Annotated in this window: 9 protein-coding genes; 8 read left to right on the forward strand and 1 reads right to left on the reverse strand. The window is 66.7% G+C overall.

Going from position 1 to position 15,543, the window contains the following annotated elements; all coding sequences use genetic code 11:
- Positions 1 to 37 precede the first annotated feature (37 nt).
- The 7 genes from surE (at position 38) to pbpC (ending at position 13,728) form a co-directional block, all read left to right on the forward strand.
- Positions 38 to 775, forward strand: coding sequence for a 5'/3'-nucleotidase SurE (gene surE, locus EYF70_RS06050; protein WP_131144603.1), 738 nt, complete (start codon positions 38 to 40; stop codon positions 773 to 775).
- On the forward strand, positions 772 to 1,668 hold the full coding sequence (locus EYF70_RS06055; RefSeq protein WP_131144604.1) for a protein-L-isoaspartate(D-aspartate) O-methyltransferase: 897 nt from the start codon (positions 772 to 774) through the stop codon (positions 1,666 to 1,668). Before surE ends, EYF70_RS06055 begins: the two co-directional genes overlap by 4 nt.
- 221 nt (positions 1,669 to 1,889) lie before the next feature.
- Positions 1,890 to 2,813, forward strand: coding sequence for a peptidoglycan DD-metalloendopeptidase family protein (locus EYF70_RS06060; protein WP_131144605.1), 924 nt, complete (start codon positions 1,890 to 1,892; stop codon positions 2,811 to 2,813).
- A gap of 231 nt (positions 2,814 to 3,044) precedes the next feature.
- Positions 3,045 to 4,094 (forward strand): RNA polymerase sigma factor RpoS, encoded by a 1,050-nt coding sequence (rpoS, locus tag EYF70_RS06065; RefSeq protein ID WP_131144606.1) that lies wholly within the window; start codon positions 3,045 to 3,047, stop codon positions 4,092 to 4,094.
- A gap of 177 nt (positions 4,095 to 4,271) precedes the next feature.
- Positions 4,272 to 5,615 (forward strand): 23S rRNA (uracil(1939)-C(5))-methyltransferase RlmD, encoded by a 1,344-nt coding sequence (gene rlmD / locus EYF70_RS06070; RefSeq protein ID WP_131144607.1) that lies wholly within the window; start codon positions 4,272 to 4,274, stop codon positions 5,613 to 5,615.
- 194 nt (positions 5,616 to 5,809) lie between these two features.
- Positions 5,810 to 11,527: an alpha-2-macroglobulin family protein gene (locus tag EYF70_RS06075; protein ID WP_131144608.1), complete on the forward strand. Its 5,718-nt coding sequence runs from the start codon at positions 5,810 to 5,812 to the stop codon at positions 11,525 to 11,527.
- A gap of 89 nt (positions 11,528 to 11,616) precedes the next feature.
- A complete protein-coding gene (gene pbpC, locus EYF70_RS06080) occupies positions 11,617 to 13,728 on the forward strand; it encodes a penicillin-binding protein 1C (protein WP_131148921.1) in 2,112 nt (703 codons plus the stop codon).
- Between the two features lie 309 nt (positions 13,729 to 14,037).
- On the opposite strand, the gene EYF70_RS06085 is transcribed toward pbpC, so the two are convergent.
- On the reverse strand, positions 14,038 to 14,721 hold the full coding sequence (locus tag EYF70_RS06085) for a Bax inhibitor-1/YccA family protein (RefSeq protein ID WP_131144609.1): 684 nt from the start codon (positions 14,719 to 14,721) through the stop codon (positions 14,038 to 14,040).
- Positions 14,722 to 15,068: 347 nt separating this feature from the next.
- Here EYF70_RS06085 and ndk point away from each other — a divergent pair, with 347 nt between their 5' ends.
- Entirely contained in the window at positions 15,069 to 15,494 is a 426-nt protein-coding gene (gene ndk, locus EYF70_RS06090; protein WP_131144610.1) for a nucleoside-diphosphate kinase, read from the forward strand.
- Positions 15,495 to 15,543: the final 49 nt, after the last annotated feature.

Raw genomic sequence — 15,543 nt, forward strand, 5'->3', positions numbered from 1 at the left:
TGCGCTGGCGGCGCGTTGCTTCAGGTAAAATTCTCGCATGAGGATCCTTATCAGTAACGACGACGGCTACCTGGCACCCGGCATCAACGCGCTGGCCGATGCGCTGGCCGCGATCGCCGATATCGTGGTGGTCGCACCGGACAGCAACCGCTCCGGGGCATCGAATTCATTGTCGCTGGACCGGCCGCTGTCGGTGCAGCAGGCGGCCAATGGTTTCTATTTTGTCAATGGCACGCCGACCGATTGCGTGCACGTGGCCTTGACGGGCATGCTGGTCGAGCGCCCGGACCTGGTGGTTTCCGGTATCAACAACGGGCCCAACATGGGTGACGACACGCTGTATTCCGGCACGGTGGCGGCAGCCACCGAAGGTTACCTGTTCGGCATTCCGGCCATCGCGTTCTCGCAGGGCGAATGGGGCTGGGCCCATATCGACGATGCGGCCAGGGCCGCGCGCGACATCGTGCTGCGCTATGCCGAAGCGCTGGAAAAGCCCTACCTGCTGAATGTGAACATCCCGAACCGCCCCTACGACACGCTGGGCCGGCCGGTGGCCACGCGGCTGGGGCGGCGTCACCAGGCCGAACCGGTCATCAAGTCGCACGACCCGCGCGGCCGGGAAATTTTCTGGATCGGCCCGCCGGGCGCCTGCAAGGATGCCGGCGAAGGCACCGACTTCCATGCCGTGCAGCAAGGCCACATTTCCATGACGCCGCTGCAGATCGACCTGACCCACAGAACGCAACTCGACCTCCTGGCAAAGGCCCTCGGATGACCGACAAGCCCCGAAACTTTCCGCTGCCCCTGTCGTCGGTGACGGACAAGGGGCAAAAGAAGCAAACCGTGTTCGGCCCGGTGGCAACGCCGCAGACGGCGACCCGCAATGCCGCCTACAACGCCCTGCATGGCGCGGCCCAGGTGCCGTCGAACAAGCCGGCGCACGCCGCGCCCGTGCCACTTGGCGCCAATGCACGGCCGGCGCGGCCGGGCGTGCCGGCCGAGCGCGCACTGCCGGCCGCTCCCAGGCAGGATGCGCTCGTTTCCGGCGCGGTGCGGCGGGCCATGGTGGCGCGGGTGGCGCAACAGGGCGTGCGCGACCGCGCCGTGTTGAGCGCGCTTGAAACCGTGCCGCGGCACCTGTTCGTCGAGGAAGGGCTGGCGCCGCAGGCATACATCGATGCGTCGCTGCCGATCGGCCACCACCAGACGATTTCGCAGCCCTATATCGTGGCGCGCATGATCGAGGTGATGCGGCAGGGGACGCAATTGCAGCGGGTACTGGAAATCGGCACCGGTTGCGGCTACCAGGCAGCTGTTCTTGCATGTATTGCACAAGACGTGTATTCCATTGAGCGCATCAAACCGTTACATGAGCTGGCGAAAGCCAACCTGCGGCCGCTGCGGGTACCGAACCTGCGGTTGCACTACGGAGATGGTATGCTTGGGCTGCCACAGGCAGCGCCATTCGACGGCATCATCCTCGCCGCCGCGGGTCTGGAAGTACCGCGGGCGCTGTTGGAGCAGTTGGCCATCGGCGGGAGACTGGTTGCGCCGGTGGGTGAGCGCAGCCAGCACCTGGAGCTGGTGACGCGTGTGGCAAAGAGCGAATGGCAACGCCAGATGCTCGAAGATTGCCATTTCGTACCGCTGCGGCCCGGTACGGTGTGAAGAATGCCGTTTCCTGCGCATTGCGTGCAACGCACGGTGCAGGGAACTGCGAAGAACAAGTAATAACCCGCCTGGCCGCACCTGATGCCCGGTCCTGAGGACTCTGACGATGCCTGCGGCGTTCACGCTTCTCGTGACGCCCGTGATCCTGACGATTCCGATGGCCGGGACGCCGCGTGCCGCCTGCAGGGTGTAGCCGAGAGATATCAATTCAGATGAGCATGACGAAAAAAAGTTCCCTGTACCTGTTGTTGCCGCTGGCGGTGTTGACCGCCTGTACTTCCACCCCGCAGCAGGCGCCCGTGGTGGAGCGCGCCATCAGCCGCCGCCCGCCGCCGCCGGCGCCCGCACCGGCGCCCGTCCAGGAAAACCGGGAAGGCTATTACACGGTAAGGAAAGGCGATACGCTGATCCGCATCGCCCTCGATCACGGCCAGAATTACCGCGACCTCGTGACGTGGAATAACCTCGCCAATCCGAACGACATCAAGGTGGACCAGGTGTTGCGCGTGGCGCCGCCCGAAGATGCGCCCGGCGTGCGCACGGCCGCGGTGGTGATGCCGCCCGATACGACGAAGGTCGTGCCGCCGGTACCGAAGAAAACAGAACCGAAGGGCGACAAGAAGCCGTACGCCGAGGCGGACCTGAAGAACGACAAGGATGGCGACGGCAAGCCGGACCCGGCCCCGAAACCGGCCGACAAGCCGGTGCAGCTGGCCAGCGTGAAACCGTCGGTGCCGGCCGCGGCGCCGGCGCCCGCGCTGTCTGCCGAGGACCGCGAAGTCAGCTGGATGTGGCCGGCCGAGGGCAGGGTGGTCGGCCAGTTCGACGAGGGCAAGAACAAGGGCATCGACATCGCCGGGCGGCCTGGGCAGCAAGTGCTTGCCGCAGGTGCAGGAAAGGTGATGTATGCCGGTAGCGGCATCCGCGGTTATGGTAATCTTGTCATCGTAAAACACAGTAACGGCTTGCTATCCGCATATGCCCACAACCGGTCGATTCTCGTCAAGGAAGGCCAGACGGTGGGCAAGGGCCAGGCGATCGCGGAGATGGGGGATTCCGATTCCGACAGCGTCAAGCTGCACTTCGAGATCAGGCAGCAGGGCAAACCGGTGGATCCTTCCAAGTTCCTGCCGAACCGGTAAGGCATGGCGCCCGGCTCCGCGCCGGGCACTGTGGAGTTGTCCTCGGTTTCTGCACCGCGCATGGTATCAGGCATTTGCATCAGGCATTTGCATCAGGCATTTGCATCAGGCATTTTGCATCAGGCATCTTGCATCAGGCATCTTGCATCAGGCATTTGCATCAGGTAACTCGTCACTTTTGTACCATTCCGCGCAGGATCAGCGCCAGGTTCCGCCCATGAGGTAACGCCCATGTCAAGCTCGCCGAACGATCCTCTGGATGACGACTCCCTCCCGGACGACTTGGCGGACGAGAATTTCGTGGGCGACAGCCTGGCCGACGAGCGCCTTGCCGAAGATGGCGACGATGACAGCGGCGGCGGCGACAGTGGCAGCGTCCCGGTCGCCGGCCGCGGTGCCGCGCTGGCCAGCGTGGACGAGCTGAAGAAGGTGCTGGCCGCCGAACTCTCCACCGACACCACCCAGCATTACCTGAACCAGATCGGCACCCGGCCCCTGCTGACGGCGCCCCAGGAAGTCCATTTCGCCACACTGGCCAAGGCGGGCGATTTCGCCGCCCGGCAAACCATGATCGAGCACAACCTGCGGCTCGTCGTCTCGATCGCCAAGCACTACATCAACCGCGGCGTCGTGCTGCTCGACCTGATCGAGGAAGGCAATATCGGCCTGATGCGGGCGATCGACAAGTTCGAACCCGAGCGGGGCTTCCGCTTTTCCACCTATGCGACCTGGTGGATCCGCCAGAGCATCGAACGCGCCATCATGAACCAGGCGCGCACGGTGCGGCTGCCAGTGCACATGGTGCGCGAGCTGAACCAGATCCTGCGCGGCAAATACCACCTCGAGGCGCAACACCACAACGGCAAGGATGCCAGCGCCGAGGATATCGCCCACCTGGTCGGCCGGCCGGTGGAAGAGGTGCAGGACATTCTCGCGTTGTCCGAGCATGCCACGTCGCTCGATGCGCCGCTCGACAACGATCCGCAGTCCTCGTTGATGGACATGCTGCCCGGCGATGCGGACGACAGCCCGGATGCGCGCGCCGAACACCAGGAAATGACGCACCTGGTGCGCGACTGGCTGTCGCGGCTGCCGGACAAGCAGCGCATCGTCGTCATGCGCCGTTTCGGCCTGGACAACGACGATCCGGCCACGCTGGAAACGCTTGCCGAGGAAATGGGCGTGACCCGCGAGCGCGTGCGGCAGATCCAGCAGGAAGCGCTCGTCAAGCTGAAGCGGGCCATGGCCGCGCGCGGCGTGGTGCGCGATTCGCTGCTGTGAAGAGCCGGGGCCCGCTCCAGGAAACCGGTGCCTGACACTGTTTTCCTGTATTAGATTGTGTCAAATCCTGTTTCCTCGCGCCCTTCCGCGGTGCTTCAAACCATTCTTGCGCCATCGGCTTCTGCTATCATACCGGCCTCCCAAATCGCCGCCTCGCCGGCCTACCGATAGACACTCATGCAAGACAACAGCATCGAAATCAAATCGCTCGACATGGACGCGCGTGGCGTCGGCCACATGCAGGATAACGAAGACGGCACGCCGGGCAAGGTGGTGTTCGTGGAAGGCGCGCTGCCTGGCGAGCGCGTCAGCTTCGAGATGCTGCGCAAGAAAAAGAACTGGGAGTCGGGGCGCGTTACGCAGATCCACCGCGAATCGGCGATGCGCGTGCAGCCGAAATGCGTGCACTTCGACTATTGCGGCGGTTGTTCGATGCAGCACCTGGAAGCGTCGGCGCAGGTGGCGATCAAGCAGCGCGTCCTGGAAGACAACCTGTGGCACCTGTCGAAGGTGAAGGCGGACGTGATGATGCGGCCCCTGCATGGCCCGACCTGGGGCTACCGCTACCGTGCGCGCCTGTCGTCGCGCTACGTGGCGAAGAAGGGCACCGTGCTGGTCGGCTTCCATGAAAAGAAGTCCGTGTTCGTGGCCGATATCCAGAGCTGCCAGATCCTGCCGAAGCACGTGTCGGACATGATGATGCCGCTGCGCGCGCTGATCGGATCGCTGTCGATCTTCGACAAGGTGCCGCAGATCGAACTGGCGATCGGCGAAGACCTGACGGTGCTCGTGATGCGCAACATGGTGCCGCTGACCGCCGACGATGAAGCCAAGCTGAAAGCCTTCGCCGACGAGTACGACATCCAGTGGTGGCTGCAGCCGAAAGGCCCGGATACCGCGTATCCGTTCTACCCGCTGGACAAGGAACTGCATTACCTGCTGCCGGAGTTCGGCATCCGCATGCCGTTCAAGCCGGTCGACTTCACGCAGGTGAACCACCAGATCAACCGCGTGCTGGTGCACAAGGCACTGCGCCACCTCGACGTGCAGCCGGGCGAGCGCGTGGCCGACCTGTTCTGCGGCATCGGCAACTTCACGCTGCCGCTGGCGACGCAGGCGCGCGAAGTGGTCGGCATCGAAGGCAGTACCGCGCTGACGGAACGGGCGCAGCAGAACGCCGTCGTCAACGGTGTCGGCGACAAGACCACGTTCTACTGCCGCAACCTGTTCGAAGTAACGAAGGACGACCTGATCGCGCTGGGCAAGTTCGACCGCATCCTCGTCGACCCGCCGCGCGACGGCGCCATGGCCCTGTCGCTGGCGCTGGCCGAGCTGAAGGAAAGCCATCCGGAACTGCTGCCGAAGCGGATCGTCTACGTGTCGTGCAGCCCGTCGACGCTGGCGCGGGATGCCGGCGTGCTGGTGCACCGTGCCGGGTACGTGCTGTCGCAGGCGGGGGTCATGAATATGTTTCCCCACACGTCGCATGTGGAATCGATGGCGGTATTCGACCTCGCCTGAGCGGATGCCAATCAGTTCTTGCGCCCGGCACTGCCGGACGCAAGTCCCGCGTACTTCGCACGTGGAGTCGATGGAGGTGTCCGCTCTCACACCGGTTATGACGTCGCGGCGCAACTGCCCGGCAGTCGAAGGTGTCGGCATATTGACACCGATTGCACTTCTTGCAAGACTGGGTTCCCATCTCCGGAGAACCCATGCGCGCCTTCCGCTTCCTCCTGTCCCTGTCCTTCCTGTGCTGCATGGCCGGCGTGGCGCGGGCGCAAACCACCATTGAATCGTTCACGCCGCAAGGTACCGTGAAAGGCGTGCGCCAGGTGCAGGCGCGCTTTTCCGGCCAGATGGTGGCGTTCGGCGACTTGCGCCTGGCCGATCCCTTCGACATCGATTGCCCGCAGCCCGGCAAGGGCCGCTGGATCGATGGCAGCAACTGGAGCTACGATTTCGAGCGCGACCTGCCGGCCGGCGTGGCCTGCCGTTTCACGCTGAAAGCCGGCTTGAACGACCTGGCGGGGCAGCCGCTGCAAGGCGAACGCACGTACGCCTTCGATACCGGCGGCCCGGCCGTGATCGCCGCCTTGCCGGAAGAAGGCGACCGCATCGACGAACGGCAGGTCTTCGTGCTGGGGCTCGATGCGCTGCCGCGCGAGGAAACCGTGATCGCCAATGCCTGGTGCCGCGCCGAAGGGATCAGCGAAAGGATTCCCGTGCGCGCCGTGACCGGCAGCGAGCGCGAACAGATCCTGGCCGCGCGCAAGCATTTCGTGCAGGGCCACCTGGCCGTCTTCTACGAAGCACGCGGGGTCACGTGGAAGGCAAACGTGCGGGTCACCGGCGACCGCAACGCCGCGCTGCCGGTGCAGGTGCTGCGGTGCGCCCGCACCTTGCCGGCCGATGCCCAGGTAACGCTGGTGTGGGGTGCCGGGATCGCCAGCGCGAGCGGTATCGCCACCACCGAGGACCAGCCGCTTGCCTACCGCAGCCAGCCCGATTTCAGCGCGAAATTCAGCTGCGACCGCGCCCGCCGCAACGGTCCGTGCATTCCCGTGCTGCCGGCGCGCCTGGCATTCACGGCGCCGCTGCCGGTCGCCCAGTTGCAGCAGATCTACCTGGTCGGGCCGGACGGCAAGCGCACGGCCCCGTCGTTCGACGGCGAACTGAAAAGCGGCATGACGCTCGACAGCGTGACCTTCGCCGCACCGCTGGCGGCGAATACCACATACCGCCTGCATCTGCCGGCCGGCCTGAAGGACGATGCCGGCCGGCCGCTCGTCAACGCGGCGCGCTTCCCACTGGTGGTGCGTACCGGCGCCGCGCCGCCGCTCGTCAAGTTCCCGGCCCGCTTCGGCATCATCGAGTCGAAAGGCGACCGGCTGCTGCCGGTCACCGTGCGCAATGTCGAGGCACGGCTGGCGGGCAAGTCCGCGGCCTTGCAGGGCAATGCGCTGCGGGTGGCGGACAACGCCGACGAGCAGGTCATCGCCTGGCTGAGCAAGCTGGCCAACCCGCACGGCTGGAAACCGGACGAACAATATGCCGACACCATGGCCGCTTCCCTGCTGCGCGGCGCGGGCAAGCGTTTCGCGCTGCCCAAGCCCGGCGGCCGCAAGGCATTCGAGGTGATCGGCATCCCGCTGGCCCCGGGCTTCCACATCGTCGAACTCGCCAGCCCCAAACTGGGTGCCGCGCTGCTGAAGAAGCCCGGCACGGCGTACGTCAGCACGGCCGCGCTGGTGACGAACATGGCGGCCCATTTCAAGCACGGCAAGACCTCGTCGCTGGTCTGGGTCACGTCGCTGGACAAAGGCAGCCCCGTGGCCGGGGCGAAGGTGGCCGTGCGCGCCTGCTCGGGTGCGCTGCTGTGGCAGGGCGCCACCGATGCCCAGGGCCTGGCCCGCATCGGCATCGAACTGCCGCCGGCACGCTGTGGCGGGTACCAGGACCGCTATTTCGTCAGCGCGCGCAGCGGCGGCGATTTCACGTTCACGCTGTCGGACTGGAACGAGGGCATCGAGCCGTGGCGCTTCAACGTGAACACCGAGGACCACGCGGCGCATAACCTGATCGCTGCCACCGTGTTCGACCGCACGCTGCTGCGCTCGGGCGAAACGGTGCACATGAAGCACTTCATGCGCCGGCATACCACGGCCGGCATCGAATTCGCCGGCGCCGGCGAGCGCGTGTCGCGCGATGTCTACGACCCGGAAAGCGGCACGACGAAAAAGGTCGAGGATGCCGCGATGCCGGGCAAGGTATTCCTGCTGCATGAAGGCAGCGACCAGCGCTACGAGCTGCCGCTGGCATGGCGCAACGGCAGCGCGGCGGTGGACTGGAAGATTCCGGCCGATGCGAAGCAGGGCTGGTACCAGGTGATGCTGAACGGCCAGGAATCGGGACGTTTCCGCGTCGAGCAGTTCCGTGTTCCGACGATGAAGGCGGTCCTGCAGGGGCCGAAGGACCCGGCGGTGCGCGTCACCCAGGTGCCGCTCGACGTGCAGCTGTCCTACCTGTCCGGCGGCGGCGCCGGCGGCGCGCAGGTCAAGGTCGCCACGCTGGTGGAGCCGAAGCCGGTACAGTTTCCCGACTACCAGGAATATGCGTTCGCCGGGCCGGACATCCGCGAAGGCGTGGAGCGCGAAAGCGCCGCGTTCGACGATGACGAGGGCGTGTTCGAGGAGGAAGAGGACGGCAGCGGCGCCGCGGTCCGCACGCGCAACGTGACGCTGGACCGCGCCGGCGGCGCGCGCATCACGCTCGATGGCTTGCCGCCGTCGGCCCAGCCGGCCGAGCTGCTGGCCGAGATGACGTGGCAGGACCCGAATGGCGAAACGCTGACCGGTTCCGCGCGCATTCCGCTGTGGCCATCGGCGTACGTGATCGGCATCGCGCCGGACGGCTGGGTGATGAGCAGGAAAGCGTTGAAATTCACCGTGGCGGTGCTCGATACGCAAGGCCGGCCGGTCGCCGATGCGCCGGTGCGGGTCGATTACTTCAAGCGCGACACCTACACGCACCGGCGCCGGCTGATCGGCGGCTTCTACTCGTACGAGAACAGCAGCGAGATCAAGGCGCTCGGACAGGCGTGCGCCGGCCGCACCGATGCGAAGGGCTTGCTGGTCTGCGAAGGCGCGGCCCCGCAGGGCGGCAACCTGCTGCTGCGCGCCACCACCACCGACGGCCGGGGCAACCCCGCCGTGACCAGCCGCGAAACCTGGGTAGCCGATGGCGAAGACTGGTGGTACAAGGTCACCGACAACGACCGCATCGACATGCTGCCCGAGCGCAAGCGCTACGAGCCGGGCGAGCAGGCCACGCTGCAGGTGCGCATGCCGTTCCGGCAGGCCACCGCGCTGGTGACGGTCGAGCGCGAGGGCATCCTCGATACCTATGTGCGCGAGCTGTCCGGCGATGCCCCCGTGATCACGATCCCGATGAAGCCGGCGTATGCGCCGAACGTGTTCGTGTCGGCCATGGTGGTGCGCGGCCGGGTTGGCGGCATCGCGCCGACCGCCCTGGTCGACCTGGGCAAGCCGGCCTACAAGCTGGGCATCGCCGCGCTGAATGTCGGCTGGGCGGCCAACGAACTGAAGGTGCGCGTGGCGGCGGACAAGCCGGTCTACAAGGTGCGCGAGAAAGCCGCGGTAACGGTGCGCGTGGCGCGATCCGATGGCACGCGGCCGCCGGCCGGCACCGAAGTGGCGCTGGCCGCGGTCGATGTCGGCCTGCTCGAGCTGATGCCGAACGACAGCTGGCAGCTGCTGGAAGCGATGATGCGGCAGCGCGGGCTGCAGGTGGCGACGTCCACCGCGCAGATGCAGGTGGTCGGCAAGCGGCACTTCGGCCGCAAGGCGGTGCCCACTGGCGGCGGCGGTGGCAAGGGCGCGGGCCGCGAGCTGTTCGACACGCTGCTGTTCTGGCAGGCCAGCGTGAAGGTCGATGGGAATGGCGAGGCGCGGGTGCAGGTGCCGCTGAACGATTCGCTGACTTCCTTCCGCATCGTTGCCATTGCGCACGGCAATGCCGACCTGTTCGGCACGGGCCAGGCCGACGTGCGCACGTCGCAAGACCTGATGCTGCTGTCCGGCCTGCCACCGCTGGTCCGCGAGGGGGACCGGGTACGGGCAGCGTTCACGGTGCGCAATGCCACCGGCGCGGCGCTGCAGGCCGACCTGGCCGCCACGCTGGCCGGCAAGGCGCTGCCGGGTAAAAAGGTGAGCCTCGTGGCGGGGCAGGCGCAGGAGGTGGCGTGGGACGTCACGGTGCCGGCCGGCGTGACGGAGCTGGCCTGGCAAGTCGCCGCCAGCGCGGGCGGCACCACGGACCGGCTGCGCGTCCGCCAGCAGGTGCAGCCCGTTGTGCCGGTGCGCACCATGCAGGCCACGCTGCTGCAGCTGGACAAGCCGCAGGCCATGACGGTACAGCTGCCCGCCGGCGCGGTACCCGGCCGCGGCGGCGTGCGCACATCGTTCACGGCGCGCCTGGGCGGCGACCTGCCCGGCGTGCGCGACTGGATGGCGGCTTACCCGTACACCTGCCTGGAACAGCAGGCCTCGCGCGCGGTGGCGCTGGGCGACGCGGCCATGTGGAGCCGCGTGGCGGATGGGCTGCCCGCCTACCTCGATGGCGACGGGCTGGCGAAGTACTTCGCGCCGATGGAGCAGGGCAGCGATACGCTGACGGCCTACCTGCTCTCGGTAAGCCATGAAGCGGGCTACGAACTGCCCGCCATGCACAGGTCGCGCATGCTGGACGGGCTGGAAGCCTTCGTGGAAGGCCGCATCGTGCGTGGCTCGCCGCTGCCGACGGCCGACCTGGCGGTGCGCAAGCTCGCCGCGCTGGAAGCGCTGTCGCGCGAAGGGCGCGTCAATCCGGGCATGACGGAATCGTTCACGCTGCAGCCGAACCTGTGGCCCACCTCGGCCGTCATCGACTGGTACCTGGTGCTGGCGCGCACGCCCGAGCTGCCGCAGCGGGATGCGCGCCTGCGCGAGGCCGGGCAGATCATCAAGTCCCGCCTGAACCTGCAAGGCACGACCATGACCTTCTCGACCGAGCGCACCGACGCCTGGTGGTGGCTGATGGTGTCCGCCGACGTCAACGCGAACCGCCTGCTGCTGGCGGTGCTGGACGACCCGGCCTGGAAAGCCGACATGGGCAGATTGGCGCGCGGTGCGCTGGGCAGGCAGAAGCACGGGCGCTGGAGCACCACCGTTGCCAATGCCTGGGGCGCCCTCGCGCTGCGCAAGTTCTCGCGGGCCTTCGAGGCGGAAGCCGTGACGGGCAGCGCCGTCGTGGCGCTTGGCGGCGAGCGGCGCAGCGTCGCGTTGCAGGACGGTGCGGCGGCGACCGCGCAGGGCGGCGGCGAAGCCGCGGCCGTCACGCTGCCATGGCCGCGCGGCGCCGCGTCGCTGGACATGCGCCATGAGGGCGGCGGCAAGCCGTGGGTGACCGTGCAAAGCCTGGCGGCGCTCCCGCTGGCGGCGCCGCTGTCCTCCGGCTACGTGATCAGGAAGACGGTCACGCCGCTCGAACAGGCGGCGGCCGGCACGTGGGCGCGCGGCGATACCTATCGCGTCAGGCTGGAGCTGGAAGCGCAGAGCGACATGACGTGGGTGGTGGTCGACGACCCGATCCCTGCCGGCTCCACCGTGCTCGGCTCCGGTCTCGGCAACGATTCACGCATCGGCGCGCGCGGCGAGAAGGCTTCCGGCTGGGCGTGGCCGGCGTTCCAGGAGCGCACGTTCGCCGCGTTCCGTTCCTATTACGCCTTCGTGCCGAAGGGGAAGTGGACGGTCGAGTACACGGTGCGGCTGAACAATGCCGGCCGCTTCGGCCTGCCGCCCACGCGGGTGGAGGCCATGTACAGCCCGGAGATGTTCGGCGAGTCGCCGAATGCGGCGGTCGAGGTGAAGTGATGCGCTGTTTTCCAATGCGCTGGCTGCCAATGTGCTCCCTGGCGCTACGTATTCTGCCGATGCGTGTCCTGCCGATGCGTATTCTGCCGATGCGTATCCTGCCGGTACGTTCTCTTGCCATCGCCGTGCTGCTGGCAGCATCCGCGGCGCCCGCGGCATCGGCGCCCGCCGTGCCGGCGCATGAGCAGGTCAGGGCGCAGTGGCGCGCATCGGACGCGGTCATGCTGGACCGCCATGGCGCGCCCGTGCAGGCGCTGCGCGTCGACCGGCAGGCACGCCGCGCCCCATGGGTGGCGCTGGCGGACATCTCGCCGGCACTGCCGCTGGCCGTGCTGCAGGCGGAGGACACGCGTTTCATGGAACATGGCGGCGTCGACCTGCGGGCCATGGGGCAGGCGGCGTGGGACAACCTGTTCCGCGAGCGGCCGCGCGGCGCGTCGACCATCACCATGCAGCTCGCCGGGTTGCTGGATCCGGCATTGAAGGCAGGGCCGGGCGGCCGCACGCTGGGCCAGAAATGGGACCAGGCCGTAGCGGCCCGCGCGCTCGATGCCGCATGGAGCAAGGCGCAGATCCTCGAAGCGTACCTGAACCTGGTGGCGTTCCGCGGCGAACTGCAAGGCGTGGGCGCGGCGGCGCAGGGCCTGTTCGGCAAGGCGCCCTCCGGCCTGGACGTGGCCGAGTCGGTGATCCTCGCCAGCCTGTTGCGGGCACCCTCCGCCTCCCGGGCCATCGTGGCGCGGCGGGCCTGCGCACTGGCCAGGGACCTGAAGGCGGCCACGCCGTGTGCCGCGATCGATGCCGTTGCCCAGCGGGCGTTCTCGCGGCAGGCATCGATGGCGCCATTGCCGCCGGCACGCGAGGCGGCTGCGCAATTGCTGAAGGGGGCCGGGGAGAACGTGCGCAGCACGCTCGATGGCACGCTGCAGCGCCACGTGCAGGCGGTGCTGCGGCAGCAGCTGATGGCGCTGCGCGAGCGGCACGTGGCCGATGGCGCCGTGCTGGTCCTGGATAACGCCACCGGCGAGATCCTGGCCTGGGTGGGCAATGCCGGCGGCAGCGAGGTCGATGGCGTGACCGCGGCGCGGCAGGCCGGATCGACGCTGAAACCATTCCTGTACGCGCTGGCGCTGGAGCGGCGGCTGCTGACGGCGGCGTCGCCGCTGGACGATACGCCGCTGGAAGTGACCACGCCGTCCGGCCTGTATGCGCCGCAGAACTACGAGCACGACTTCAAGGGCATCGTCACGGCGCGCGCCAGCCTGGCCGGTTCGCTGAACGTTCCAGCCGTGCGCACGCTGATGCTGGTCGGGCTGGAACGCTTCGCCGCGCAGTTGCGCGCACTGGGGTTTTCCAGCCTCGGCGAAGAAGCCGATTTCTATGGTCCGTCGCTGGCCCTGGGCTCGGCCGACGTCACCCTGCTCGAGTTGACCAATGCCTACCGGGCGCTGGCCAACGGCGGCGTGGCCGGCGGCGCCACCTTGCAGGCCCGCGCGCGGCCGGTGGCAAGGCGTCGCGTCGTCGATGCGGGCGCTGCGTTCATCGTGGGCGACATCCTGGCCGACCGCGCGGCGAGGGCGGCCACGTTCGGCCTGAAGAACGAGCTGGCCGCGCCGTACTGGGCGGCCGTCAAGACCGGGACCAGCAAGGACATGCGGGATAACTGGTGCATCGGCTATACCGCGCGCCATACCGTCGGCGTGTGGGTCGGCAATTTCGACGGCAGCGCGATGTGGGACGTGTCCGGCGTCAGCGGGGCCGCGCCGGTCTGGCGCGACGTGATGGATTACCTGAACCGCGATCTTCCCGGCCGTGCGCCGCAAGCGCCGGCCGGTGTGGTGCGCCGCACCGTCACGTGGCAGCCTGCGCTGGAAGCGGCGCGGCCCGAATGGTTCCTGAAAGGCACCGAGACATCGCGGGTGGCGCTGCTGCCGGCCGAGCAGCGGCTCCCCGAGATCGTCTATCCCGCCGACGGGGCGATCCTGGCGGTCGACCCCGATATCCCGGCAGGCCGGCAGCGCGTGTTCTTCCTGGCGCACGGCCCGCGCGACCTGCGCTGGCGGCTCGACGGCACGGAAGCAGGCTCCACCGGCCAGCAGGCAGGCTGGGCTCCCGCGCCCGGCAAGCATGAATTGGTGCTGCTGGACGGAACGGGCAGGGAAGTCGATCGCACCACGTTCACCGTGCGCGGCGCCGAATAGCGTCGGGGCAGCGCATCAGCAACAACCTGCGCCGTCGCGCCACTTCAACGATTGTGTTGCAAAAAAATCGGGGACTGTCCCCATGCGTCAGTTAAGTCCACCCCAAGTGCAAATTCTGGGGTCAGACCCGGCGGGTCTGACCCCTGCCCTTCGCTGCTGGGGTGAATGCATGCGCGTCCAATGAGCCGTATGACGCTCAACTTGACGGCATTAGGGACTGTCCTCGGTGTTGTCTTGATACCAGCTCGGCAGTATCGGGGCAATAAAAAAGCCGGCACTAGGCCGGCTTCGGGATGCTGCATGCAGTGTTTATTCGCGGTCGCCGCTGGTGAAGCCCAGGATCGACAGCAGGCTGGTGAAGATGTTGTACACGTCCAGGTACAACGCCAGCGTGGCGCTGATGTAGTTGGTTTCGCCGCCGTTGACGATGCGTTGCACGTCATACAGGATGAAGGCGGAGAAGATGCCGATGGCCAGCACCGAGATCGTCAGCGACAGGGCCGGGATCTGGAAGAAGATGTTCGCCAGCGATGCCAGGATGATCAGCACCAGGCCGATGAACGCGAACTTCGCGACACCCGAGAAATCGCGCTTCGACACGGTGGCGATACTTGCCAGCACGGCAAAGATCGCGCCGGTACCGCCGGCGGCCAGCATGACGAGCGTGCCGCCATTCGCGAATGACAGCGTGCGCATCAGCAATGGCGTCAGCATCAGGCCCATGAAGAACGTGAAGCCCAGCAGCAGGGCCACGCCCGCGCCGCTGTGCTTGTTCTTCTCGATCGCCCACATGAAGCCGAACGCGATGCCCAGGAACAGCAGCGCGCCGAGGAAGCCGCCCGGCATCGGGATGCCGAATGTCATGCCGGCGGCCGCGCCCAGCACGGTCGGGACCATCGACAGCGACAGCAGCCAGTAGGTGTTGCGAAGCACGCGGTTCTGGGTGACTGCCTGCCCGCCCGCATATTGATAAGTTTTTTCCAAGTTCGCCATAGTTTGCACTCCTTTTGTCGGTACGGTGTACCCTTGCCAAAGCTTAGCACGCGTGGTGCCGAAAAGGGCTGAAGCCCGCCGGGATGGTCTGTGATGCCGGATCGATCCATTGATCCGGCTCTTGAAATCCTCCGGAATCCGCCCAACTGCCTGCGAACGGCTGGGCTTCCCAGCCAATACCGTCCGCTTCGGTGCGCATTCCAGGGTTTCGATACGGCTTTCCGCCGCTTGTTACGCCATCTTCCGCCCCAACACGCATAGTATATGGGGTGTTGTATGCTAAAATCAAAGGTTGATCGAGAAATCAATTACGTTTTAACCCTTTCTTTTTACTGGAGTTTTTAATAATGGCAATCGAACGCACCCTGTCCATCATCAAACCGGACGCAGTGGCCAAGAACGTGATCGGCCAGATCTACAGCCGTTTCGAAGGTGCTGGCCTGAAAGTCGTGGCTGCCCGCATGACCCAACTGTCGCGCGCCGAAGCCGAAGGCTTCTACGCCGTGCACGCTGCCCGTCCTTTCTTCAAGGACCTGGTGGACTTCATGGTTTCCGGCCCGGTGATGATCACGGTTCTGGAAGGCGAAGGCGCCATTGCCAAGAATCGCGACCTGATGGGCGCAACCGATCCGAAGAAAGCTGAAAAAGGCACGATCCGCGCCGATTTCGCCGACTCCATCGATGCCAACGCCGTTCACGGTTCGGACGCCGCCGAAACCGCCGCCACGGAAATCGCTTACTTCTTCCCAGCACTGAACGTGTACTCCCGTTAATCGCCAAGATTAACGGTGCGATAGCACTACATCGGTAGTATCGCCTGAC

The sequence above is a fragment of the Pseudoduganella albidiflava genome (assembly GCF_004322755.1).
GTDB lineage: Bacteria > Pseudomonadota > Gammaproteobacteria > Burkholderiales > Burkholderiaceae_D > Rugamonas > Rugamonas albidiflava.